At 42.6% G+C, this 24,018-nt stretch carries 20 protein-coding genes; 11 read left to right on the forward strand and 9 right to left on the reverse strand.

Annotation, left to right across the window (positions count from 1 at the left end; all coding sequences use genetic code 11):
• The first annotated feature begins 27 nt into the window (after window positions 1-27).
• Window positions 28-2,379: a bifunctional UDP-N-acetylmuramoyl-tripeptide:D-alanyl-D-alanine ligase/alanine racemase gene (locus QE357_RS13475; protein ID WP_309708288.1), complete on the forward strand. Its 2,352-nt coding sequence runs from the start codon at window positions 28-30 to the stop codon at window positions 2,377-2,379.
• Between the two features lie 104 nt (window positions 2,380-2,483).
• Complete coding sequence (locus tag QE357_RS13480) at window positions 2,484-3,410, forward strand: fasciclin domain-containing protein (RefSeq protein ID WP_309708292.1); 927 nt, start codon at window positions 2,484-2,486, stop codon at window positions 3,408-3,410.
• A gap of 294 nt (window positions 3,411-3,704) precedes the next feature.
• On the opposite strand, the gene QE357_RS13485 is transcribed toward QE357_RS13480, so the two are convergent.
• Together QE357_RS13485 and QE357_RS13490 are read right to left on the reverse strand one after the other, a co-directional pair.
• A complete protein-coding gene (locus tag QE357_RS13485) occupies window positions 3,705-4,382 on the reverse strand; it encodes a hypothetical protein (RefSeq protein WP_309708297.1) in 678 nt (225 codons plus the stop codon).
• 108 nt (window positions 4,383-4,490) lie between these two features.
• Window positions 4,491-5,696, reverse strand: coding sequence for a class I SAM-dependent methyltransferase (locus QE357_RS13490; protein WP_106635909.1), 1,206 nt, complete (start codon window positions 5,694-5,696; stop codon window positions 4,491-4,493).
• 111 nt (window positions 5,697-5,807) lie between these two features.
• Between QE357_RS13490 and QE357_RS13495 the strand changes: the two genes are divergently transcribed.
• Window positions 5,808-7,268: an MFS transporter gene (locus tag QE357_RS13495; protein ID WP_309708300.1), complete on the forward strand. Its 1,461-nt coding sequence runs from the start codon at window positions 5,808-5,810 to the stop codon at window positions 7,266-7,268.
• 39 nt (window positions 7,269-7,307) lie between these two features.
• On the opposite strand, the gene QE357_RS13500 is transcribed toward QE357_RS13495, so the two are convergent.
• Entirely contained in the window at window positions 7,308-9,119 is a 1,812-nt protein-coding gene (locus QE357_RS13500; RefSeq protein WP_309708303.1) for a histidine kinase dimerization/phosphoacceptor domain -containing protein, read from the reverse strand.
• A gap of 30 nt (window positions 9,120-9,149) precedes the next feature.
• Window positions 9,150-9,923 carry a response regulator gene (locus QE357_RS13505; RefSeq protein WP_309708306.1) on the reverse strand — a complete coding sequence of 258 codons (774 nt, stop codon included), beginning with the start codon at window positions 9,921-9,923 and terminating at the stop codon, window positions 9,150-9,152.
• A gap of 1,242 nt (window positions 9,924-11,165) precedes the next feature.
• Here QE357_RS13505 and QE357_RS13510 point away from each other — a divergent pair.
• From QE357_RS13510 to QE357_RS13520, 3 genes are all read left to right on the forward strand, one after another.
• Entirely contained in the window at window positions 11,166-12,203 is a 1,038-nt protein-coding gene (locus tag QE357_RS13510; RefSeq protein WP_307143410.1) for a PmoA family protein, read from the forward strand.
• 301 nt (window positions 12,204-12,504) lie between these two features.
• On the forward strand, window positions 12,505-13,002 hold the full coding sequence (locus QE357_RS13515; RefSeq protein WP_106635904.1) for an AAA family ATPase: 498 nt from the start codon (window positions 12,505-12,507) through the stop codon (window positions 13,000-13,002).
• 9 nt (window positions 13,003-13,011) lie between these two features.
• Entirely contained in the window at window positions 13,012-13,476 is a 465-nt protein-coding gene (locus QE357_RS13520) for a methylglyoxal synthase (protein ID WP_106635903.1), read from the forward strand.
• Window positions 13,477-13,527: 51 nt separating this feature from the next.
• Here the strand turns inward: QE357_RS13520 and QE357_RS13525 are convergent, their stop codons facing one another.
• Complete coding sequence (locus tag QE357_RS13525; protein ID WP_309708313.1) at window positions 13,528-14,697, reverse strand: MFS transporter; 1,170 nt, start codon at window positions 14,695-14,697, stop codon at window positions 13,528-13,530.
• A 74-nt stretch (window positions 14,698-14,771) separates the two neighbouring features.
• Window positions 14,772-15,158, reverse strand: a complete 387-nt coding sequence (locus QE357_RS13530) for a DoxX family protein (RefSeq protein ID WP_307143413.1) — start codon at window positions 15,156-15,158, stop codon at window positions 14,772-14,774.
• Between the two features lie 233 nt (window positions 15,159-15,391).
• On the opposite strand from QE357_RS13530, the gene QE357_RS13535 reads away from it, so the two are divergent.
• Window positions 15,392-15,916, forward strand: coding sequence for a GNAT family N-acetyltransferase (locus QE357_RS13535; RefSeq protein WP_309708316.1), 525 nt, complete (start codon window positions 15,392-15,394; stop codon window positions 15,914-15,916).
• Between the two features lie 4 nt (window positions 15,917-15,920).
• Here QE357_RS13535 and QE357_RS13540 read toward each other — a convergent pair whose 3' ends face one another.
• Window positions 15,921-16,352 carry a hypothetical protein gene (locus QE357_RS13540; RefSeq protein ID WP_309708319.1) on the reverse strand — a complete coding sequence of 144 codons (432 nt, stop codon included), beginning with the start codon at window positions 16,350-16,352 and terminating at the stop codon, window positions 15,921-15,923.
• A 341-nt stretch (window positions 16,353-16,693) separates the two neighbouring features.
• Between QE357_RS13540 and QE357_RS13545 the strand changes: the two genes are divergently transcribed.
• Entirely contained in the window at window positions 16,694-17,320 is a 627-nt protein-coding gene (locus QE357_RS13545) for a DUF1080 domain-containing protein (protein WP_106635899.1), read from the forward strand.
• A gap of 171 nt (window positions 17,321-17,491) precedes the next feature.
• A complete protein-coding gene (locus tag QE357_RS13550; RefSeq protein WP_309708324.1) occupies window positions 17,492-19,129 on the forward strand; it encodes a M1 family metallopeptidase in 1,638 nt (545 codons plus the stop codon).
• Window positions 19,130-19,201: 72 nt separating this feature from the next.
• Here QE357_RS13550 and QE357_RS13555 read toward each other — a convergent pair whose 3' ends face one another.
• Window positions 19,202-19,375: an Arc family DNA-binding protein gene (locus QE357_RS13555; protein WP_106635897.1), complete on the reverse strand. Its 174-nt coding sequence runs from the start codon at window positions 19,373-19,375 to the stop codon at window positions 19,202-19,204.
• 67 nt (window positions 19,376-19,442) lie between these two features.
• The gene (locus tag QE357_RS13560) at window positions 19,443-20,291 is read right to left on the reverse strand and encodes an SPFH domain-containing protein (RefSeq protein ID WP_106635896.1); all 849 of its coding nucleotides are present in this window, start codon (window positions 20,289-20,291) and stop codon (window positions 19,443-19,445) included.
• A gap of 1,489 nt (window positions 20,292-21,780) precedes the next feature.
• Here QE357_RS13560 and QE357_RS13565 point away from each other — a divergent pair.
• Together QE357_RS13565 and murA are read left to right on the forward strand one after the other, a co-directional pair.
• Complete coding sequence (locus tag QE357_RS13565; RefSeq protein WP_307143557.1) at window positions 21,781-22,554, forward strand: DUF4290 domain-containing protein; 774 nt, start codon at window positions 21,781-21,783, stop codon at window positions 22,552-22,554.
• A gap of 82 nt (window positions 22,555-22,636) precedes the next feature.
• The gene (murA, locus tag QE357_RS13570; RefSeq protein ID WP_106635894.1) at window positions 22,637-23,944 is read left to right on the forward strand and encodes a UDP-N-acetylglucosamine 1-carboxyvinyltransferase; all 1,308 of its coding nucleotides are present in this window, start codon (window positions 22,637-22,639) and stop codon (window positions 23,942-23,944) included.
• Window positions 23,945-24,018: the final 74 nt, after the last annotated feature.

Consider the following 24,018-nt stretch of genomic DNA (forward strand, 5'->3'; position numbering starts at 1 on the left):
CCTTTCTTCGTACGTCTTTTGATTGCCATGAATACTTCCGCTCGTTATATACTTACTGACAGCCGTCAGTTAACCAGTCCTTCTGAATCTGTTTTTTTTGCGATACGCGGGCCGCATCACGATGGGCATAAGTTCATCGCCGAATTATATACCAAAGGCGTTCGGGAATTTGTAGTTGAATCGCCTGATTTTCAGACTGATTTATTTCCTCAAGCTACCTTTTATCGGGTAGCTAATTCGATCCATGCCTTACAGGAATTAGTAGCCGAGCACCGAAAACAATTCGATATTCCGGTTATTGGCATTACGGGTTCTAACGGGAAAACCATTGTTAAGGAATGGCTGGCTCAGCTTCTGAGCCCCGAGTTTACTATTTGTCGTAGTCCCAAGAGTTATAATTCCCAGTTAGGAGTTCCCCTCTCGGTTTGGCCGCTTGATTCACATGATACACTGGGCATTTTTGAAGCGGGCATTTCCCAGCCCGGCGAAATGGCCCGACTGGAGGCCGTTATTCAACCCACGATCGGGATTTTTACCAACATTGGTACGGCTCACGATGAAGCTTTTACGGATCGTAAACAGAAGATCCGGGAAAAGCTGGAGTTGTTCCGTCACGTAAAAACGTTTGTCTATTGCCGGGATTTCGAGGAAATCACTGCCGAATTAGCCGACTTTCTTCCCGCTGATTGCCAAATCATTGGCTGGTCAACCAAGGATTCCTGGCATTCCTTTACTACCCAGAGTAACATTAGTTCGGCGTGGTGGGAGAACCTGAACCACTGCATTGCCATTCTACGGTTATTCGGCGTTTCAGATGAAGAAATTCAGCGTCGAATTTACGCCCTTCGTCCGGTTTCCATGCGTCTGGAACTCAAGGAGGGTATTAACGACTGTTACCTGATTGACGACAGCTACAACAATGATTGGGCGGGACTAAAAATGGCTCTGGACTTCCTGTCAAACCAGCACGAACGTCCGCATAAGTTTGTCATTCTGTCGGACGTATTGCAATCTGGCATGCCCGAAGCGGAATTGTACGAACAAATTGCCCGATTACTGAAAGATAAAGGCGTTAATCAGCTCATTGCCATCGGACCCGCTTTGCAACGCAACCAGATGGTTTTTGCTTTACCGGCCAAGTTTTTTGAAAGCACAGAAGACTTTCTGAGCAGATTCCGCACCACTGATTTTACCGAAAGTGTGGTGCTGGTCAAAGGAGCCAGAACCTATCATTTTGAGGATATCATCCGTAAACTTTCCCTGAAAACGCACGGTACCGTTCTGGAGGTAAACCTGGATTCCTTATCCCATAATTTGAATTATTTCCGGGAAAAAATTGGTCGCCAAACCAAGCTAATGGTGATGGTGAAGGCTTTTGCCTACGGAAGTGGCATTGAAGAAGTAGCTAATTTGCTGCAATTTCACCGGGTCAATTACCTGGCTGTTGCCTATCCCGACGAGGGGGTTCGCTTACGGCAGGCTGGTATTCAGTTACCCATCCTGGTGCTAAATACTTCGCCCGATAACTTTCAGCAGGTTCTAGACTACAACCTCGAACCAGAGATTTTCAGTCCCCGCATCTGGAATGAGTTTATAGAATATTTAAGTACCCGAAAAAACCGCACGGAACCTGTTTCTATTCACCTGAAAGTCGAAACGGGCATGCATCGACTGGGATTTGAAGAAGCTCATCTGGATTGGTTAGGTTCTGAATTACAGCAACATCCAGAGATCAAAGTAGCCAGTATTTTCAGCCACTTAGCGGCTGCCGACGAAGCCCAGTTTGACGATTTCACCCGAACGCAAATCGCACGGTATACGTACATGGCGGATCGGATTTCCTCTTTCATTGCCTATCAACCCATCCGGCACCTGGCTAATTCACCCGGTCTGGCCCGTTTTCCTGAAGCTCGCTTTGATATGGTTCGGTTAGGGAAAGGGCTCTACGGAACCGCTGTGAAAGAAGACGATCAGCTTAATCTGAAAACCGTCGGAACCCTGAAAACCATCATTTCTCAGATCAAAAATGTCCCCCAAACCGAAACGGTCGGGTATGGTCGTAAAGGCGTTTTATCGCGTGATTCCCGAATTGCGACGATTGCCATTGGGTATGCGGATGGGTATGACCGTAAATTTAGCCGGGGAACGGGTAAAGTACTGATTCAGGGACAACTGTGCCCCATCGTCGGAAACATTTGTATGGATATGTGTATGGTGGATGTGACGGATATTCAGTGTTCGGAAGGCGATGAAGTGATTATCTTCGGCGACTTCCCTACCATCCGCGATTTGGCTTCCTGGATCGGGACCATTCCCTATGAAATCCTGACCAGCGTGGGCGAACGAGTAAGCCGCGTGTTTTATCGGGAAGGTAATTAAACGGCTTGCACAGCTCCTGCTAACGACCACTTATTCGGAAAATCATAACCTACAACCCATTCTAAGCGTTACCTTTAGGACTGATTAAACAGACAGTACAACCTATGAAAATGAATCTGAGTATTGTACCAACCCTTCGATTATTATCTATTACCCTACTAGCAGGATTAGCCCTCGTAAGTTGCAAAAAAAGCACGGACGAGTTAATTGATGAAGAAGCCGGCGACAACATCATGGTGATTGCCAAAGCTGATCCTGAATTATCAACCTTCGTTTCGGCCCTTACTAAAGCCCAGTTGGTTACTACACTGGAACACGGAAAATACACCGTGCTAGCCCCCACTAATGCGGCTTTTTCCAGCAGTGGCATTGATATTAACGCCCTTTCTTCGGACTCACTCAGAGCTATTCTTCTGCCTCATATTGTGGTATCAGAATATAAAATTGAAAACCTGGATTCTTCTTCCCATGTTACGGCTATTAACCGACCCGTTTATTTTTCGAGCGTAGATGCCGTTCTTTACGTCAACGGAGGTTCTAAAATCGTCAGTGGTGATCTTGAGGCTTCCAATGGTATTTTGCATAAAGTAGATCATCTTATCTCTACCTCTCAGCATAATATCGTTCAGTATATCCGATATACGCCCGAATTTTCTACGCTCTATAGCTTACTGAAAAGGCCCGCGTTAAGAACCCTGACAGACTCCATTGCCAAAGGGACTTATACATTACTGGCTCCCACCAACGAGGCATTCCGCAATTTTAAAGATACGTTAAGCAGCGATTACCCAAGAAATATCGTTGCCCGTCATGTCATTGGTAACCGCGTTTTTACCAGTAACTTTAAGAGTAATACGGTAAACACTTTGTGGAGAAATCACCCAATTAACGTAAGCCGGGACGCTTCGGGTATTATTACGCTGTATGCCGGAGCAGATTCAACGGCTACTAAAGCTAAGATCCTTACTACAGGATCTAATGTTTCTACTACCAATGGAGTCGTTCATCGGATTGATGCCGTAATTAAATAACATTTGAATTTTTCAATAACAGAGAGGGCCCGGTTCTAATAACCGGGCCCTCTCTGTTATTGAAAATACTTGCCGTTTATAGGCGAACTGACTTGATCTAGGAAGTCTTTATTAACCCCGATACCTCCGCATTCTCCAGAAGGTCTCTCCCTGCGTTCGAGATGACAGAGGATTGGACGTTTACAGGCAAGCTTAGTGAAAAAGCGATTGTAATATGGAGTGTCACAGACGCTTTTCTCAGGCATCCGCGATACTGTCGCGGACGAACTTGCTTGAATAAATCTTAGGTAGTCATTAGGGTTTGCGGCTTTTTACCGATTCATTATTTTTCTTCTGATCTTCCAGCAAATTCGAAGCCTGTTCTACTTCGCTTCTCAGCCTGACACTGTCTGCCTGTAATTGAGCTAATTCCTTCTCGTTCTCTTCCAGACGTTTGAACAACTTGATTTTTTCGGCTCGATTATCCTTTAAATTCCGCAGATTTCGTTCTGACTTACGAACCACATCTTTCTGTTTATCCGTCGCTTCTTTCAGCGTCTTATCTGCATCACTTACCTGTGATTCGTAATCCACTTCTTTGTGAAAATCCTGAAGAATGGCCTCTACTTCACGACCGTAATTGTTAGTGCTGGAAGCATATTCGTAACTCCCCATATCTACCGAAAGAAAAAGCGTTGTGCCTTTCGATCTGGAATCGATCTGACTCACGATCAGTACGTTTTTATCGGAAAAAGGCACCTTTGCATATTCCACTTTGTAAACGCCACCCCGTTCCGATAATACCCGTCCGTATTGAGCCAGCTTTTTTTTCCAGGCCTGTTCTACAATTCGGCTATCAACGCTGGTAGTCATTAAATAACCTACTCGCTTCACTTTAGCTACGTCCTGTTGAACGGGTTTAATATCTGCCTGAGCGAACACTCCTGCACTACTCATTAACAAAAGGACAAGAGTCAAAAATTTCGTTTTCATAAAAGGATTAATTTGAAGGTAAATTTGATGTGTTGATACCTCTAACGGAATAAGTAATTTAAGGGCTAATTAATAACGAAAAATTAAATTTATAAGTACAAAGACTCACTATAACTTTTCTGGATTTACTTTTTCGGTAACCAGGATTAATTTCTTCTGATTTTCATCCGAAGTAGCAAATACATACACCTCTCCTCCATCGTTTAAACTCAGTTTTTTCCTTAAATCTGCCACTCCCATTGGAAAGTTACGCACCGTAATATGAGCTTTTCCTGAGGGTATTAATCGATGAATTTCCTTTTTATCAGCCTTAGTTACCGCATTGATTTTAAAAATCCGTCCGGGAAATTCAGGCTTGTAACTATCCGATGTATATAAATGACTACTTACCGCCAGTTTGTATAAGGAATCTCCGGCAATACTTTTGAAAGCTCCGGCTTTTAAAAGGGCTGCATTAGGCTCATATAAATAGGTTAAGGGTTGCGAAAATGGGGGGCTTGCCGACTGCTCTTCCGCTCTGGTAAAAGTAAACTTCTGTTCCTGATTGTTCTTTAAAAGATTTACTGCGACTATTTCCGTTTCGGTCCGTTGATTACTAACCTGAAAAAGTAACTCCTTCACCTCATCTTCCACTGCAATCACATATACTTTCTGCACGCATTGTAACTGTTTCACCGCCAGGTCAATATCCAGCATGGGCGAAAGTTTTATCAATACATTATTGGCCTTTTCAAGTAATAGATCTCTAATTTCCAGCACATTAGGCTCACAGTCTGACAAGTAAACCATTTTCTGATTGCTTTGATTCCGGCGAGCGGGGTCCAAGTAAAGCCAGTCCAGTTTTTCAGTACTTTCCTTTAACCATTCCACGCCATTGCCCGGTACCCAGTTTACTTCTGCGGTAAGCCCAACCTGAGGAAGATTCCATTTCGTCAATTCAAATAAATCAGCTTGTTGCTCGCAATACGTCGCCTTTCGAAAATTAGCGGAAGCCGCCCAGAAATCTACGCCCATTCCGCCCGTCAGGTCGGCATAAGTATCGCCACGCATCAGGGAAGATTTCCAGCGTGCGGTCCGCTCGGAAGAGCACTGTTCCAGCGGAATGATTCCGGGAAAAAGTACGTCAGAAGCCGCCAGCCAGGAAGGCAGTTTTCCTTTTGCTTTCTGTCTACACTGAATTTGCAGAGCAATCTCTTTAATGGGTAACCCCGGAAAACGGTGTGCGGAGAGCAGCAACCGTTGCCAGTCTTCATCCTGATGTTGAGCAATAAACGAACGGACTTCGGGCTGGGTCAGGATTGAAATCAAGGACATATTTGACAGGTAAGCGTACGGAAAAGTTTCTTCCAATACTAGAATAAATTAACAAAATAACCTTATTTTTCGACCAAATGCTCCATCGGGCAAGCAGTCAAACCTCTACACATGCAAAGTAAAACGTCTCCCCTGATTACTTCAAAAAAACGTCTTTGGGAAGTAATATTCGCATCTTCCGCCGGAACCGTAATTGAATGGTATGATTTCTACATTTTTGGCAGCCTGGCAGCCATTATTTCTACCAAGTTTTTCCCCCCAGAAAACCCTGCCGCAGCGTTCTTAAGTACCCTCGCCACCCACGGAGCCGGATTTGTGGCTCGTCCTTTCGGGGCCATTGTCTTTGGCAGGTTAGGTGATATGATCGGGCGAAAATATACTTTTCTGGTTACACTTATGCTGATGGGCGGCAGTACATTCGCCATCGCATTTATCCCACAGTACGCTTCTATTGGCATTTTGGCCCCAATTATTCTTTTAGTACTGCGGGTTTTGCAGGGGTTGGCTCTTGGGGGCGAATATGGTGGTGCGGCTACTTATGTGGCTGAACATTCTCCTGATAATCAGAGAGGTAAGTTTACCAGTTATATCCAAACGACGGCTTCCATTGGCTTTTTCATCTCCATTATCGTTATTCTCGGCTGTCAGTTTACGTTAGGAAAATCAGTATTTAACGAATGGGGCTGGCGATTACCCTTTGCTTTGTCTGGTTTTCTGGTTGTCCTCTCCTATTTCATTCGCAGAAATATGGATGAATCCCCCGCGTTCACCAAGCTTAAGAAAGAAGGTAACATTACCAAAACTCCTTTACGGGATGCTTTTAAGAGTAAAGCCAATGTTCGGCTTATGTTAATTGCAATGTTTGGAGCCATTATTGGTCAGGGAGCCATCTGGCACACCAGCCAGTTTTACGCCCAGATTTTCATCACTAAAATTCTGAATGTTGAATATAGTTCGGCCCAAACAGTAATGGCTGTTGCCGTTACCTGTGCCACGCCATTCTTCGTTATTTTCGGAACCTTATCCGATCGAATTGGCCGTAAAAAGGTAATGATGGCGGGTTTATTGGGAGCTAGTTTGTTTTTATATCCACTCTACAAAGGATTAGATCACGCAGTCAATAGCGGCACTATCCTGGAAACTAAAATCACTCCCGAAGCTCAGGTTTCTACTTACACGGATGGCAAAAAATTAACGCAAACGTATGTTAAGCTTCCTAACGGGAAAACAGAAATAAAAACTGAAATCATACTTCCTACAACTACTCTTTTTATCGTTGGATTATTAGTCTTTATTCAGGTCTTATTTGCAACGATGGCCTATGGCCCCATTGCTGCTTTTTTAGTGGAATTATTTCCTACAAAAATTCGATATACGTCACTTTCCATCCCTTACAATGTTGCTAATGGAATATTTGGTGGTTGCTCACCATTCGTAGCTACGTGGTTGGGGAGTTTAACAGGCTCAAAATTTGCCGGTCTTTATTACCCTATTTTATTAACGTCCATTTCTTTCATTGTAGGGATGATTTTCATTAAGGAAACCGCCGGCAGTAAGCTGGAAGACGAATAAAAAAAGGCTGCCTGTGCAGCCTTTTTTTATTCATATCCTTTATACAGTCATCACTAAATCAAATCGTGTTCCATTTTCATTATTAACCTTCAGAATTGCCCCAATTTGTTCACTTAGTATAACGATCAAACGTTTTCCAAAAGAGCCCGTTGGCTGTTGCCATTTATTCATATCTATTCCGGGACCATTATCTTTAATTTCCAAATGAAAAGGTTTATTTTCATTTAGGATGATACTCAATTGGGGGTTATCAATATGTGCGAACGCATGTTTAAATGAATTAGTAATAATCTCGTTGAGTATTAATCCTAAAGGAACGGCTACTTCTACGTCAAGCTCTATTTCAGCAATATCCACTCGTAAATCGAAATCTTCAATTTTATAGCCGTAAGCGTATAACAATCCTTGGGCCAGATCACTAATATATTCTTTCATATTCACCTTCGTTATATTCTCACTTTCGTAAAGTTTCTGGTGAATCAGAGACATGGCTTCTACCCGTTGCTGGCCTTCTTTTACAGCTTTTACGGCTCCCTCGTCTTCCAGTCGGGTGGATTGCAATCGTAATAAACTGGAAATAATGGCCAGGTTATTTTTAACCCGGTGATGCAGTTCTTTCATCAGATTTTTCAACTGATCAGACTGTTCACTTATCTGTTTATTGCGACTCCATATTAGAGCATTTGTCGACTCCAACTCCTTATTCACCTGTCGAATACGTCTGTATTGCCACAAGGCTACAGTGAACATAATTAGTAAGGCACCTGCCCCGCAAAATAGCCACCAGAATTGTCTGCTTTTAGAGGTATTTTCTTCGTCCAAACGAATAATTTCCTGTTCTTTTTCCTGCGTTTTGAAGCGGGTTTCTGCCTCTGCTAGTTGCTTATTTTTGTCCGTTCTATTGACCGTATCGTTGGAGGCAATCCATTTTTTCTGGTACTGAAATGCACTTTTAAAATCCTCTTTTCGTTCCGATATTTTCGTTAAGGTACCGTATATTTCCTGTTCATATCGGTATTTTTCAGGCTGAATTTCGCACCATTGAAGAGCCATTTTAGCATACTTCTCAGCTTCGTCTAATCGATTCAAGGCAATCAACGTATTAGGGTAATTCATGTAAATATATCCTTTTATGTAATTGTCATTTTTTCGATTGGCTATGGCCAAGCATTCTTTATACATAGCTTCAGACTCTTTATACATACCGGCATTTTTATAAATAATGCCCCGGTTAAACCAGATCATTAAATATTCTTCTTTCTGGTTACCAGCGTATTTCATGGCTTTGCTATTGTATGTAAGAGCTTTTGCATAATTTTTACGCATATCCTCCATTGTAGCCAATTCCATATTAAACTGGATAATCAGGTCTTTATCCTGTATGGAATTAGCTAGTACCATCCCCTTTTTAAAATAAGGCTCTGCCGAGGCAAAATCATTTAGCGAAATATACGAGAACCCAATGAAGTCCAGTATTTTGGCTTGACGCTTTACTTCTTTCGTGACAGTGAAAAAATGTAATGCTTTTTCGTAATGCAATAGAGCTTCTGGCAGGTTACTTTTATCCCTTGCCAGAAGCCCATACGAGAAATAGGTTCTCCCCAGGAGGATGGTATCCTTTAGATGCGTAGCGATTTTCAATAACTCATCAATAGCCTGTTTTGAATCAATGTATCGGGCATGGTTCGACATGTTTGCTTCATATCTGGAGATCGAATCAAACTTTGCCTTTTCCGGTAAATTTTCAATACTTTCTAGGTAGGCATTAAAAGGCTGAATTTTAGAGGTTTGAGCCTGTGTAGGTAAAAACAATCCCAGATTTAGGATAAGGGTTAATAAAATACTTCTCATTCGATTCAATATTGGAGAATACAAAACCCATCAATTAATCTGGAAAATACGCATGAACTCATCTTTATACTGCCGTCCCATGGGAATGGTGTACTGATCAGCGACAATTTCTTTTTCACTGAAACTCTTTATCTTACGAACATTAACCGCATACGAGCGATGTACCCGCATTAATTTTTCGACCCCAAGTCGCAGTAATGTCAAATTCAGGGTTAAACGAATCGAATATTTTTTATCGCTGGTTACAATCGTTGTATACGTATTATCAGCTTCCAGGTAAATGATATCCTGCATATCAATTCGCACGAACTGATAATTATGTTTGATGAAGATAGATTGTTCAATTTTCAATATGACTTCTTTAGATTGAACATCTTTATCCGTAATCTTATTCTGATCTTTCGTATAACCAGAAGCATCCCGGGCTAAAAAGTTCTGAATAGCCAATTCAATAGAAATATTCAGATTAGCATTATTAATAGGCTTGAATAAATAGGCAGCTGGATAGGTAAGTTTAGCCCGGTCTTTGGTTTCCTTGTCGGCCAATGCAGTAATATAAATAACTGGAACATTTTTAATGTTCTGCAACTGATTTATGGTTTCGATCCCATCCCATTCCCCTTTAATATTAATATCACAAAGCACCAGGTCAACCTGGTTTTGCTGGTAGATTTCTAAAGCTCTTTTTCCATTGTTTGCAATTCCAACTACATAATAACCTTCGGTTTCGAGGGTATCACATAAATCCATTGCCAAAACGGCTTCATCTTCAATGATTAATACTCGCACACGATTTTCCTGCATTGGATTAACGTTTACCTGATTTCAACACCGATTGATTAACTTATCTTGTATTACCTAATTACTAACAATTAAATTATTATCACTTGATATTAATTTTAATTAGAATTAACCAATACCATTTATATGACCCTATAAAAATAATAAACGGAGCAATAATGCTCCGTTTATTTATGTATTCTCCGTATTAAATGTTGTTTTTTAAAGTTTAGCAAAAAATCTTCTACATCTTAGACAGATAAACCACTTCAAAGGAATAAAAAAGAGAAAGGTACGAATCGCTGCAGGACGGCGGCGGCGTTCTATCTCTGAAGCTTTGCAAAAAGGGCAACACTTCGTAGTAGCCATGTTCGTAGTAATGATTTAGGCGTGGTGGGTTGTATTCGTCAGGAGACTAGCGTTCCCTATATGGTGTTTCTGGTGCTTTTGAACAGTTGCACGGACAGAACAGTAGTAGCGATACAAAACTACTCTCGAGAAAGAGAAGACTCCTTAGTCGTTTGCCCTCTTGTAAAAAGCCTCTCTTCCTCTTGAGTATTCATAGGTTAATCCAAACCGGATTTAAGTTCTTGCAATGCATCTCTTAACAGAGCTCTGAATAAGTTTAAGAAAAGATGCAATTCCTTATGGCGGGTAATTCGGTTTCTTATAAGTACTACAAATATAGCGTATTTAGGTACCTGAATTTTATAAATGTAGGTAAACTAAACTTGAAGGGTAGTCAATGACTTATTTTAGTGAGTAAACACGCTAAAAAGCTATTTTTTAAAATTTATTTTGATAATTATTTCTTAAAATAATCCAGTAAATAAATTTATTCATCCCACTCTTCCTTATACAGAAACTATTGACTATCAAATACTTAAATTATAATTTACATTTGTACATATATTACCAAAAGATAATATGTACAATTTTAAAATTTTATTCTATTCAGGATGAACAACTTATGAAAACATTATCCATGCAAATTTAGATACACTATCATTCTTTTTTATTACCGGATTTTAATAGCCTGTAAAGCTATTATATTTACACTTATTATATAAGTTTTTATTAAATTAGAATAGTTTTCAAATTAACTGTATCTACATTTAAATTAGAGATTTCTATTCTCCTGTAATCTTCCATTTCGCTTGTCCTTAATTTTCTCTCAGTAATAAATAATGAATGCTTTGTGGGGTTAGCATCATGGTTAAGGGTCATATCATTGGTAGTTTCGCATGGATTTAACACTACTACTCTATGACTTCTCTCTCTAAACTTCTATTATGTAGCTCAGCCTTTTTCCTCAGTGTTCAGGTAATGGGGCAAAAAATGATTGAGCTGAAATCTGACGAAAAAGCTAAAAAGGTGAATGTTCTCGTGGACGGAAAGCCCTTCACCAGTTACTTCTATCCGGGAGAGCAGGTACTGAAAAAAGCCGTGCTTTATCCCGTTTATTCACCTCAGGGTAACCTTATTACTCGCGGCTGGCCTATTGATCCACGTCCTGGCGAACGAGTAGACCATCCTCACCACGTAGGCATCTGGTTTAATTATGAAGATGTAAATGGATATGACTACTGGAATAACTCCAACACACCACCTAATCCCAAAGCCAAATACGGTACCATTCGGCACACGGGAATCAAGGCTAAAAAGGACGGAAAACGAGCCGAGTTAACCGTTACTGCCGATTGGCTGGAAGACAACGGTAAAGGTCGGAAAGTACTGGAAGAGCGTACCACCTATTTCTTTACCGCTACAGACAAGCAACGCATCATTGATCGGATGACCGTTCTTAAAGCAACCGAAGATGCTCATTTTAAGGATGTTAAAGATGGCATGTTTGCCATTCGCGTAGCCCGTCAGTTGGAGTTACCTTCTACGAAAGCAGAAAAATATACGGATGCCAATGGCGTAGAAACGGCAGTTCCTAAACTGGACAATACGGGCGTAACGGGTAACTATCGTTCCAGTGAGGGCATTGAAGGTGCTAAAGTGTGGAGTACGCGGGGTCGATGGATGAATCTGACGGGAAAAATTGGGAAGGAAACGGTTTCCATTGCGATGATTGATCATCCTAAAAATGTGAACTATCCTACTTTCTGGCACGCCCGCGATTACGGATTGTTTGCCCTGAATCCATTAGGTGAGAAGGTTTTTACAGAAGGTAAAAAAGAGCTTAACTATCAATTGAAGAAGGGACAGTCTGTTGTTTTCCGGTATCGGGTCGTGATTACTTCCGGCGGAGCTACGGATGCGGAATTAAACAAACTAGCCGATGCTTTTGCTAAATAATCGTGGTTAACTAACTCCTGAAAAGTCCGCAAATGTCCTGATTTGCGGACTTTTCTATGAATAGCGTGGTGCGTTACCTAATGACTGATCCTTACTGGTAATCCTCCCCTTTCATTCCGAGCGAAGCATGTTGCTTCCCCGAATTTCACCCAGGGACTCTGAAGGTATGTATGGTCTCTCGATTCTCAATCGGTAAAGATTGCCCAGGCCATAACTCACATCAAGGCCCAGCGATTATAAATTTTAAACACTCGCGAAGCTGATGGGTTTACTTTCACGGAATTTTTAGACCTTGCCAATTATGAAACAAATGGTCGTTTTGATTGGCGTTAGTGGAAGCGGAAAATCAACCTGGGCGAAAGAATTTTGTCTGAATCAGCCGAACTGGTTGCGAATCAGTCGGGATGAATTAAGGCGGAGTCTGTTGCCCGTTTCACTTGGCACCTACTGGCACTGGCCTAAGGAAGATCAGAGCCGAATTGAAAATCTGGTTGATCGAATGCATACCAAACTATTGATTGATGCCTTACGGTTAGGCTGGAACGTAATGATGGATAACACGCATCTGAAAAAGACGTATTTTGAAGAATACATTACCTTAATGCTGCGAAATTTCCCTTCTTTCCATATTCAATACCGATTGTTTGATACACCTCTTGAAATTTGTCAGGAAAGAGACCATCTTCGGGCTGATTCAGTGGGTGCTAATGCCGTAGCGTATCAGTACTCGCAATTGCAGGAATTAAAAAGCAAATTTGATTTTCAACCTTTTACATGGCCTTCTGAAACCAATTCATAAATTACCCTTATGGCAAGCAGACACTTAAACGCTCATAAACGCATCGCCCTCGTGGCTCACGATCATAAAAAAGCCGAGATTCTGGAATGGGCTTTGGCGAATCAGGAATTCTTGAGTAAGCACCAGTTATTTGCTACCGGCACAACGGGCCGATTGCTGGAAGAAGCGTTGAAACTCCCAGTTACTAAACTACTCTCAGGGCCACTTGGCGGCGATCAGCAAATTGGAGCCATGATTGCCGAATCGAAGATTGATGCCATCATTTTCTTTTGGGATCCGATGGAATCTCAGCCGCACGATCCGGACGTGAAAGCTCTATTACGACTGGCAGTAGTTTGGAATATTCCGATGGCCTGTAATCGGGCCACTGCCGACTTTCTGCTCAGCTCGCCCTTCATGCATCAGGACTACGAATCACAGTTGACCGATTACAGCACCTACCTGAAACGCCAGGTAGTCGAAAACTTCGATTAATGAAAAAGGGGCCGTGCAAATGATTTGCACGGCCCCTTTGAGTAGCAATTATTAAGCTAATACCCGTTCTCTAACCGCATTTTTCTGACGATAGTAGACCACCACAGACATCAGAAAACCGGTTAACGCCAGCATGGCTCCTACCCACTGGGGCGAAGTATAACCCAAACCTGCGGCAATCGGTAAGCCGCCCAGGTAAGCTCCGAGGGCGTTGCCCATATTAAAACCAGCCTGACTTACAGAAGACGCCAGCATTTCTGAACCATTGGCAGCCCGAATCATCAGGATCTGAATGGGTGCTCCAAGCGTGAAGGAAATGGCTCCGGTTACGAAAGTCATTACCAGAAGCGGTATTTTGAAAGGAGCGATGAATGATACAACCGTCAACGAAACCGCCATTAATAAGAGGAATAAAGCCGTGGCTTTGATGGGAGAGAGTCGATCAGCCGTGAAGCCCGCGATGGCATTTCCAACGGCCATACCCACACCTGCCAGCACCAAAATCCAGGTAATCTGGTCGCTTCTAAATCCTCCTACTTCGGTTAGTAAAGGAGCAATGTAACTAAACCAGGCAAACAGTCCACCCGTTCCAATGGCGGTAATTCCTAGAATCAGCCAAGGTTCTACGCGGGTAAAAATCTTCAGATCTTTGATAATATTAGAATCCCCCACCGTAGGTAAATTGGGTAATAACTGCTGGATACTAAACATCGTTAGCAAGCCAACCCCTGAAATGATCAGGAAAGTAATTCGCCAGCTCATGTTATGCCCGATATACGTTCCCAGTGGAACACCAATGATATTGGCAATGGTTAAACCCGCAAACATGACCGAAATTGCCTGAGCTTCTTTACCCGGCGTTGCCAAACGGCTGGCCACTACCGCACCCACACCAAAGAATGCCCCGTGAGGTAAGCCCGACAGCAATCGGGTTAACATCATGAGTTGGTAGTTCGGAGCAAAAGAAGACAGAGCATTACAGAAGGTAAACAAGGCCATTAGGCCCAGCAGAATTTTCTTCGGAGGGTAATTGCCAGCGATACCAACCAGCAGAGGTGCTCCTAAAACTACCCCCAGAGCATAAGCCGAAATCAGGTGCCCTGCTTCGGGAATGGTGATTTGCAGATCTCTGGCAATATCCGGCAAAATACCCATCATGACAAACTCCGTCATACCAATGCCGAAGCCGCCCACAGTTAAGGAAATAAGACTCTTTTTCATATAATTTTCAAAGGGAAAAACGCTGTTTGCTCAAAAGTGCTGGATCATAAATGCCTGGTGACATGCTTGGTCAGCTATTTCCGGGTCATTTTATCCAGTGAATACGAATTATGGGAATGTTCAAATACAAGTAATACAGTCAGAAAAGCAACATGAATGAGCTGTGACGGAATGGCTCCCCAGTCTTCTACCATTGACGAACCAAAAATGAGACTAATCATAATCCAGCTTCCCGCAGTCAAGGCCAATCGAGTAAACAAACCCAGCACAATCAGAACGCCTACCATTAACTCGGCAATCGGCAAAGCATAACTAAATGGCGTGACCAGGGATTCAGGCAACAAAGAATCTTTGAATTTGTCTACCATCCAGGCACTAAAGCCACTTAATTTCGGCATCCGAACCAGTCCATGCCCTAACAAACTAGTGCCGACCGCTAAGCGGGCTAGAAAAAATGACATTCCATTATTCATCTGACTGCTAGGTAAAGTTCTGATCGTCTACGAGTGGCCACTAAACAAGCAACCCTATGCTTGCAGACACTAGGTAAACAAAGTTCATCAAATCCTTTGAGTTAAATAAAAAAAGTACAAGAAACATTCCACAATCTATAAATATTCTAACTTATTGGTTTGGCAATCCAATTCAGTCTTTATGACAATGATTGCTCTTCACTTCATCACATTGGCGTTTTATGTTCATACGTATTCAGAACGAACATCACCCCTACTTCCCTGAGGTTTGGAATTTGTTACAATCCGCTTTCCACACAGGCGAAAGACGCGACCTGGAAACTTTAAAAAGAACGTTGGCAGACGAACAAATGCAATTACTGGTTTGGGAAGAAAACCATGAGTTTTTAGGAATGGCCGTCTGCTGGGACTTCAAAACGTTCCATTTTCTGGAATACCTGGCCGTCCATGCCAACGCCCGGGGCAAAGGAACGGGAACGACCATCATGCAGCAACTGCTGACGGATCAACCCCTATTACTTGAAGTGCAACCTCCTACGGATGCTATTAATGAATCCAGAATCAGGTTTTACGAACGGCTGGGTTTATGCCTCAATGACTACTCCTATTACCAGCCTCCCTATCAAAAAAGAGGCGAGACCTTTCCCTTACGGATCATGTCTTCGCCTCAGTTATTAACTTCCGAACAATTCGAAAACTATACGACTATAGTTAAGCAGGAAGTCTATGAAAAATGGTATCTATAATTACCTAACGTTTTAGCAATTTGAAAGTCAGCCCTGCTGCTAACCCACCCGCCAGGTACCAGCCAATAGTCATCAGCTTAGTAGCTGTAGTACGATTGCTCGGAGCCTCTCCCAAGCCTAGCGGTCCCGGCAACAGTACAGCTCCAATACCGGCAGCCAGTCCTAAAATAGCCCCATTTCTAAGGCCGTTTTTGGGCTTATCCATGCTTACCAATCCATAATAAGCGGCATTCGACATGATATCGCCTACCAGAGAAGCTTTGTGTAGCGTGTCTTCTGAAGGTGACAGGTAATCGGGTAGTAATTTAGAAATAGCCCGTTTGCCTAACAAATCAATTCGGGGAGCATCATCAACGGTTTTACGAGCCGTTTCATGCAAGAGTGTCAGCGTAGTAGCTCCAACGACTCCACTGGCAGTTGCTGCAAAAGAATCCATACAGTATATCTATTTTTTTATCCGTAAACTTATAAATAATGTATGCCAGCCTATTTTATTTTTAATATAGCATTTCTAAACTTGTTTCAAGTATCAAAAAACAATGCTTCATTATCCTAAAATGATGCTCAATAATCATGATTATTTTTTTTCATAGCAAACAACTCCCTAACCTACCTTTTTAACGTAAGTTAATTTGAATGAGGGTATTTAGGAGCGATCTTACATTCAAAATCACTCTTTATTGCTAATAACTATTAGCATTCTTATCATTTATGTTTAAAATTTACTTTGTCATTACTTCTTCTAATTTTTATTAACCTCTACATTTTTATTGAAAGATGAAAAAACACGTAGCATTACTCATTGCTCTTACCACTTGCTCCTTGAGTTTTATTCCTCCCAAAGACCAGTGGATTTCTCTTTTTGATGGCAAGACCTTGAAGGGCTGGAAGGTCGGTAAAAACGCCGACACCTTCAGTGTTGAAGATGGCTGCATTAAGGTAGCCGGTCCCGTGGCTCACTTGTTCTACGAAGGCTCCGAACAGCCTTTCAAAAACTTTGAATTTCAGGCTAAAGTTAAAACTACACCAGGCTCTAATTCAGGGATTTACTTTCATACTGCCTATCAGGAAGACGGCTGGCCAGCGAAGGGTTATGAAGTTCAGGTAAACAATTCTCATACCGACTGGAAACGCACCGGCAGCCTTTACAATATTCAGGATGTAAAAGAGGTTTATGTTAAAGATAATGAATGGTATACTGAACAGATTACCGTGCAGGACAAACACGTGGTTATCAAGATTAATGATAAAACTGTGGTAGACTACACCGAACCCGCTAATGCAGAGCGTCCGACTGACATGAAGCAACGCCTGATTAGTTCTGGAACCTTTGCTTTACAAGGCCATGATCCCAAAAGTGTTGTGTATTTTAAAGATATTAAAGTTCGAAAGTTAGCTGATTAAATGTATAGAAATCAGCCAACAAGGGTTAGTTGTCGCAGGACGGCTCGTCGTTATCTAAAAATGGGTATTTCACATACTCATTTTTAGATATATTTAGTTAGTTTTACTTTCCCTTACCAAAAATTCACTACACTTTTCCAGCAGCTCATTGCTCAAATGAATGTATAACCCATGAAATTCTATTTAAGTATTTTTATTACCATTGGTATTGTTTTTCCAACCTTCGCTCAAACGTATGAATTCTCCAGGCTTGATACTTTACGCGGCACCATAACCCCCGAAAGGGCCTGGTGGGACCTGGCTTTTTATGATCTCAATGTTCGTTTTAATCCTAAAGACAGTACGCTTAAGGGCAGCAATCAGGTTTACTACAAAGTCCTAAAATCCGCTCAGGTCTTACAGATTGATTTACAAAGACCCATGCAAATCAATCGAATCGAACAGGATGGTCGGTCACTTACCTATACTCAGGATGGCGATGCGTACTTTGTTCAGCTTCAGAAATCGCAGGTTCCCAATCACCAGGAATCATTAACGGTTTATTACGAAGGTAAACCCCACGTAGCCCGGCGGGCTCCCTGGGATGGGGGTTTTGTTTTTTCTAAGGATAAAGCCGGACAGCCCTACATTGCAACGGCCTGTCAGGGTCTGGGAGCTAGTTCCTGGTGGCCGAATAAAGACCATCCTTACGACGAGCCGGACAGCATGAATATAACCGTGACGGTTCCGCAGCCGTTGATGGATGTATCCAATGGCCGGTTAATAAAAACTACCGAAAACACCGACGGAACCCGGACTTTTCAATGGAAAGTAGTTAATCCCATTAACAACTACGGCGTTAATTTAAATATTGCCAATTATACGCATTGGTCGGAAACGTACCAAGGATTAAAAGGGCCACTGGCGTTGAATTATTACGTATTACCGGAACACCTGGAGCTTGCGAAAAAACAGTTTCAACAGGTTCCGATGATGCTGAAAGCTTTTGAATACTGGTTTGGTCCCTATCCTTTTTACGAAGACGGATATAAACTCGTAGAAGTGCCCTACCTGGGCATGGAACACCAGAGTTCTGTTACCTACGGCAATGGCTTCCGAAACGGGTATTTAGGCCGGGATTTATCGACTACTGGCTGGGGTTTAAAGTGGGATTTTATCATTGTTCATGAATCCGGCCATGAATGGTTTGCTAATAGCATTACCAATTATGACGTGGCCGATATGTGGATTCACGAAAGTTTTACGAACTACTCTGAGTCTTTATTTACTGAGTATTACTTCGGAAAAGAAGCGGGAGCAGCGTATGTAATTGGGTGTCGAAAACTGATTAAGAATGATCGGCCTGTGGTTGGTATACATAATCTTAACTATTCAGGATCAGGAGATATGTATTATAAAGGTGGAAACCTGCTTCACATGATCCGTCAGATTGTTAATAATGACGAACGCTGGCACCAGATGTTATTAGGTATCAATAAAACTTTCTACCATAAAACAGTCACCGGAACGCAGGTTGAAAATTTCATAAGTCAATCTTTAAACTTAAAGCTTGCTAAAGTTTTCGAGCAATATTTACATGACATTCGTATCCCAGTATTTACCTATGAGTTTAAAAATAATGAACTCGTTTATCGCTGGGAAAACTGTGTATCTAAATTTGACATGCCCGTTAAAGTCAAAATTGACGATCAAGAAATAGTTTTAAAGCCAACGGATCAGTGGCAAAAATTAAATAAAATCAAGCCCAACTCTACCGTTACTGTAGATATTAATTACTACGTTAACAGCAAAAATATTACTAAGAGTTAGTAGTTTAATTCTAGAAGTCATAAAAAAGGACAGATACGAAGCGTATCTGTCCTTTTTTATGACTAATACTCCTTAGGAACGCTCTTTGGGGAGGCGATTTTTACTTTTTAATGCTTCATGTAATAGAAATTCAATTTGTCCATTCAAACTACGGAATTCATCATCTGCCCATTTTTGCAAAGCTTCCAGTTGTTCAGGAGCCATTCGTAAAACAAAGGCTTTTTTTGCTTCTTTCTCTTTCGCCATAACTTGTAATTGGACCTTTAACAAGAGTTTCTATACTCCCTTCAATCTATTCCTGTCCATCGATCTGTTAATGATATAAAGTGCCCGTATTGACTACGGGGTTAGCCGCTTTGTCCGAACAAAGTACCACTAAGAGGTTACTCACCATAGCGGCTTTTTTCTCCTCATCCAGCTCAACTATGGCGTTCTCGGTCAATCGTTTTAAAGCCAGGTCTACCATACCCACCGCTCCTTCTACAATTTTAGTTCGGGCGGCAACCATGGCCGTTGCCTGCTGACGCTGCAACATGGCGTGTGCAATTTCTTCCGCGTAAGCTAAGTGCGTAATCCGGGCTTCAAGAATGGTTACCCCAGCCCGAGCCAGACGTTCACTTAATTCACTTTCAAGCTTTTCATTAATCAAATCTCCCCCCGAACGGAGCGTTATTTCCTGCTGATCATCGTCAAAATGATCATAAGCGTAGGTACCCGCCATGTGACGCAGGGCGGCATCACTCTGAAGTTTCACGTACTGAACATAATTATCTACCTCGAATTTAGCCTGGGCGGTATCATTCACCTGCCAAACGACCACCGCACCAATCACGATTGGGTTACCGAGTGAATCGTTGACCTTGATTTTATCCCCTTCCAGATTTCGAGCCCGCAGTGAAATCGTTGATTTCATGTAAAACGGATTCGACCATTTAAAACCGGAATCTTTAACTGTACCCGCGTAATTTCCAAATAACACCAGAATTTTAGCTTCGTTGGGGTTTACAATGAAAAAGCCAAACGAAGCAATGAGGGCGGCCAAAAGGACTACAACCGCCACAATCGGCGAGTAAAAGAATAACCCAATCCCGACCGGAAAAGCCAGCAAAGTCAACGCCAGCATTAAATAACCTGAAGGAGGATGAACGATTTTGTCTCTCATAGTAGTTGATATTAAAATGATATTACAATAATACTAACCTATTTAGAACTGCCTCGGTGAAACTGGATAAGTGGCTTTAAAAGAGGATCATCTGATTATTTGGTTGTCAGGTGGTTAACTAGCAGTTTTTTTGTGATTGTAAGGTGAGTTTGCTTCTCTTGGTTCAAGAGGTCCGTTGCAGGAAGAGCTTATACTCCATATTATCATCTAGAGTGAAGCGAAGGACGTCATTATCTTTTCGGACTTATTGACTTGGTTACCATCAAGCTACCCGCAATCCTAAGTAAGGTCTCTCCCTGCATTCGAGATCACAGTTGAAGGATTTAGATTAACTCCCGCAGTCGCTCGGCTCTAGCCGAGTGACTACCTAGCTCTAGGCCTCTGGCCGGTAGAGGGCGAACCAGTAGGAGATCAGCCAACAATTTTTCCCCAACCAAAACAGGCTTGCTAACACCGGCCAGAGGCCTGCCAAATCATAGCGTCACTCGGCCAGAACCGAGCGACTGCGAAGAAATTCCCTAACGAGGGATAACAGCGAAAAAGCTCCCTGCTATCATCCAGAGTGAAGTGAAGGACCTTACTTAGGATTGAGTAACACTTTCTAGCCGAGCGACTGCGTGCGGAGGTGGATATGAAGCGTTAGACGAATGATGCCAGCGAAAAAGCTGGCATCGGTTGGGCTGAAGTAGTTGAGGTTGTCTTTTCTACTGTCATCCAGAGCGAAGCGAAGGACCCTATTTAGGATTTAGCAACACTTTCTGACTGGAAGTTAATCCCGCAGTTGCTCGGCTGTAGCAAAGCAATTGCGAGGTAATTTATACTAACCTTAACACTGCCCCATTCCTACATAAGGTCTCTTCCTTCGTTCGAGATGACAGTTCGAGGAGTTAGGTTACCTATGGAGGGAGATTCCTTACTAGCATTTTCTTGCAGTCGCTCGCCTTTGGCCAGTAGGATGCGAACCAGTAACTGGTCAGCCAACATCTTTTCTTTCCTCAACAAAAAAAGGCTTGCTAATCTCGGACAGAGCCGAGCGACTGCTAGAAGGTCTTTGGAAAATAACGGCAGGTAGGAAACCTTATTTAGGATCACGGATAAGCATCATGCTTACTAACCTTGTCACTAAACGCTAGGCATTTCCAGATTGCTTGGATCGCAAACGATGAAACGTTTAAGACCTACAGGAAGCATATGATTATCCGTACAAAAGTCGTTAAACTTTATACAGCTGGAGGTTTCTAAGTGAATAATAAGCAAATGGCTGGTATTACATTTTAGTCTTCTAGCGATGAGACCAGTCTAGTCGATTTTAATCCATTATTTTACGGATTTTATCAATAATTTTCTATTTCTGGAAGCTCTTACCGTTTGGAACTTAGGGGCTTCTTTATACATTTGCAAAACTTCACGAGTATGATGGGTTTATATCTTCTCCCGGTTACGCCGGACGCTTTGTCAGGGCTTATCCTTATGTGACCAACAATCCACAATCTCGTCCACTGAAAACAAATACATTCGATTGAAAGAATACGGAAGTAATATCCAAAAACTCGTGGATTATCTCGTTACGATTTCAGACCGCGAGAAACGCACGAAGCAGGCCTACGTACTGATTGAGCTGATGCGACAAATCCACCCATCCATGAAGGAGGGTCAGGATTATACTAATAAGCTTTGGGATGATTTATACATTATGTCGCGGTTCCGCCTCGATGTGGACAGCCCATTCCCTCCTCCATCGCCAGAGGCCATTGGGAAAAAACCTAATCCTGTTCCTTACAATACCCATCATCTACAGTTTCGTCACTACGGTCGAAATCTGGAAGTTATGGTGGAAAAAGCGATTTCATTAACTAACGAGTACGAGCGATGGGCTTTCGCCAGTTACATTGCCAAGATGATGAAGAGCTTTTACACCGCCTGGAATAAGGATAACGCCGATGATTCGACCGTTTTAGAGCACCTGAAAATTATTTCGAAAGGCGGCCTGAATACGGAAATTGACCGTATCCGTAATGAAGGGTATTTAGACATTGCTCCCCGGGACCGTTATTCTAGCAATGCAGGTGGCAGCAGTGGTCATCACCATTCGCACACGCATAGCCGTCCGAATAATAACTATCGGAACAATGACCGAAATGATCGCAGCGACCGGAGCGAACGTGGGGGCCAACCGAATAATTTCCAGCGTCGGAACAACAACAATAATAACAATCGGAATAATCCGAATAATCATTTCAATCGTAACAACCGAAAAAAATAATTTATAGGTTTTAAGGACTCAGCAAGAGCCGTACGTGGCTTTCCGCCTGATCTCGTTTTTCTATACATTATTCACTGTAAAGATGGCTTCATTCAAAGTAACAGGAGGAAGAAAACTGAAGGGCGAAATTGTCCCTCAAGGTGCTAAAAACGAAGCACTTCAAATTATCTGTGCGGTACTTTTAACGAAAGAACCCGTTACGATTCATAATATCCCCGGCATCCGTGATGTCATTGCCCTGATTGATTTATTAGGGGAAATGGGTGTAAAAGTAACCTGGCTGAGTGAATCTTCCGTTCGTTTTCAGGCGGATGACATTAACATGGGTTACCTCGAAACGGAAGCCTACAAGCATAAAGCAGCCTCTTTACGTGGGTCAGTAATGACGCTGGGCCCCCTGTTAGCCCGCTTCAAAAAAGGCCGGATTCCCCGCCCCGGTGGTGACAAAATTGGTCGCCGTCGTCTGGACACTCACTTCCTGGGTTTTGAACGCCTCGGGGCCCGTTTTGACTTTGATCCTCAAGATGGTGGTTTCTATAAAGTAGATGCTTCCAATCTGAAAGGCACCTATATGCTTCTTGATGAAGCGTCCGTAACCGGAACGGCTAACGTATTAATGGCCGCAGTTTTAGCGGAAGGAACAACCACCATTTACAACGCCGCCTGCGAACCTTACCTCCAGCAACTTTGCAAAATGCTGGTTCGAATGGGTGCCAGCATCAGCGGTATCGGCTCTAACTTACTTACAATTGATGGCGTCAGCGAACTGAAAGGGACCGATCATACCATGTTACCTGACATGATCGAAATCGGTTCATTCATTGGCTTAGCCGCCATGACGCAGTCTGAGATCACCATCAAAAACTGCTCCATTCCTGATCTGGGTGTTATCCCAAGCGTTTTCCAGAAATTAGGTATTAAACTGGAATTCCGGGGTGATGACATTTTCGTTCCCGCACAGGATCATTACGAGTTGGAAACTTTCATTGACGGCTCAATGCTAACTGTAGCAGATGCTCCCTGGCCCGGCTTTACGCCTGACTTGCTGAGTATCGTGCTAGTAACGGCCATTCAGGCTAAAGGAACGGTACTGATTCATCAGAAGATGTTCGAAAGCCGCCTGTTCTTCGTTGATAAACTCATCGAAATGGGTGCCCAAATCATCCTTTGCGATCCGCACCGGGCCACGGTAGTCGGGCTGAATCGCCAGTTGCAGTTACGCGGCATTCGCATGACTTCTCCTGACATTCGTGCGGGCGTTTCCTTGCTCATTGCTGCCATGTCGGCCAACGGCGTTTCCATCATTGATAACATCGAGCAGATTGACCGTGGGTACCAAAACATTGACACCCGCCTCAATGCCATTGGAGCCGAAATTGTGCGTTTATAACCGTTAGGTAATCTCCCTTATTTTAAAAGCCAGTATCTTTAAGGTACTGGCTTTTTGCATTCCCTCTTTTACTA

Source organism: Siphonobacter sp. SORGH_AS_0500 (assembly GCF_031453245.1).
Classification (GTDB): Bacteria; Bacteroidota; Bacteroidia; order Cytophagales; family Spirosomataceae; genus Siphonobacter.

What these genes read in the sequence shown, in the direction of transcription:
- QE357_RS13475 (WP_309708288.1), top strand. Translation starts at nt 28, where the DNA reads ATGAATACTTCCGCTCGTTATATACTTACTGACAGCCGTCAGTTAACC.
- QE357_RS13480 (WP_309708292.1), top strand. Translation starts at nt 2,484, where the DNA reads ATGAAAATGAATCTGAGTATTGTACCAACCCTTCGATTATTATCTATT.
- QE357_RS13485 (WP_309708297.1), bottom strand. Translation starts at nt 4,382, where the DNA reads ATGAAAACGAAATTTTTGACTCTTGTCCTTTTGTTAATGAGTAGTGCA.
- QE357_RS13490 (WP_106635909.1), bottom strand. Translation starts at nt 5,696, where the DNA reads ATGTCCTTGATTTCAATCCTGACCCAGCCCGAAGTCCGTTCGTTTATT.
- QE357_RS13495 (WP_309708300.1), top strand. Translation starts at nt 5,808, where the DNA reads ATGCAAAGTAAAACGTCTCCCCTGATTACTTCAAAAAAACGTCTTTGG.
- QE357_RS13500 (WP_309708303.1), bottom strand. Translation starts at nt 9,119, where the DNA reads ATGAGAAGTATTTTATTAACCCTTATCCTAAATCTGGGATTGTTTTTA.
- QE357_RS13505 (WP_309708306.1), bottom strand. Translation starts at nt 9,923, where the DNA reads ATGCAGGAAAATCGTGTGCGAGTATTAATCATTGAAGATGAAGCCGTT.
- QE357_RS13510 (WP_307143410.1), top strand. Translation starts at nt 11,166, where the DNA reads ATGACTTCTCTCTCTAAACTTCTATTATGTAGCTCAGCCTTTTTCCTC.
- QE357_RS13515 (WP_106635904.1), top strand. Translation starts at nt 12,505, where the DNA reads ATGAAACAAATGGTCGTTTTGATTGGCGTTAGTGGAAGCGGAAAATCA.
- QE357_RS13520 (WP_106635903.1), top strand. Translation starts at nt 13,012, where the DNA reads ATGGCAAGCAGACACTTAAACGCTCATAAACGCATCGCCCTCGTGGCT.
- QE357_RS13525 (WP_309708313.1), bottom strand. Translation starts at nt 14,697, where the DNA reads ATGAAAAAGAGTCTTATTTCCTTAACTGTGGGCGGCTTCGGCATTGGT.
- QE357_RS13530 (WP_307143413.1), bottom strand. Translation starts at nt 15,158, where the DNA reads ATGTCATTTTTTCTAGCCCGCTTAGCGGTCGGCACTAGTTTGTTAGGG.
- QE357_RS13535 (WP_309708316.1), top strand. Translation starts at nt 15,392, where the DNA reads ATGTTCATACGTATTCAGAACGAACATCACCCCTACTTCCCTGAGGTT.
- QE357_RS13540 (WP_309708319.1), bottom strand. Translation starts at nt 16,352, where the DNA reads ATGGATTCTTTTGCAGCAACTGCCAGTGGAGTCGTTGGAGCTACTACG.
- QE357_RS13545 (WP_106635899.1), top strand. Translation starts at nt 16,694, where the DNA reads ATGAAAAAACACGTAGCATTACTCATTGCTCTTACCACTTGCTCCTTG.
- QE357_RS13550 (WP_309708324.1), top strand. Translation starts at nt 17,492, where the DNA reads ATGAAATTCTATTTAAGTATTTTTATTACCATTGGTATTGTTTTTCCA.
- QE357_RS13555 (WP_106635897.1), bottom strand. Translation starts at nt 19,375, where the DNA reads ATGGCGAAAGAGAAAGAAGCAAAAAAAGCCTTTGTTTTACGAATGGCT.
- QE357_RS13560 (WP_106635896.1), bottom strand. Translation starts at nt 20,291, where the DNA reads ATGAGAGACAAAATCGTTCATCCTCCTTCAGGTTATTTAATGCTGGCG.
- murA (WP_106635894.1), top strand. Translation starts at nt 22,637, where the DNA reads ATGGCTTCATTCAAAGTAACAGGAGGAAGAAAACTGAAGGGCGAAATT.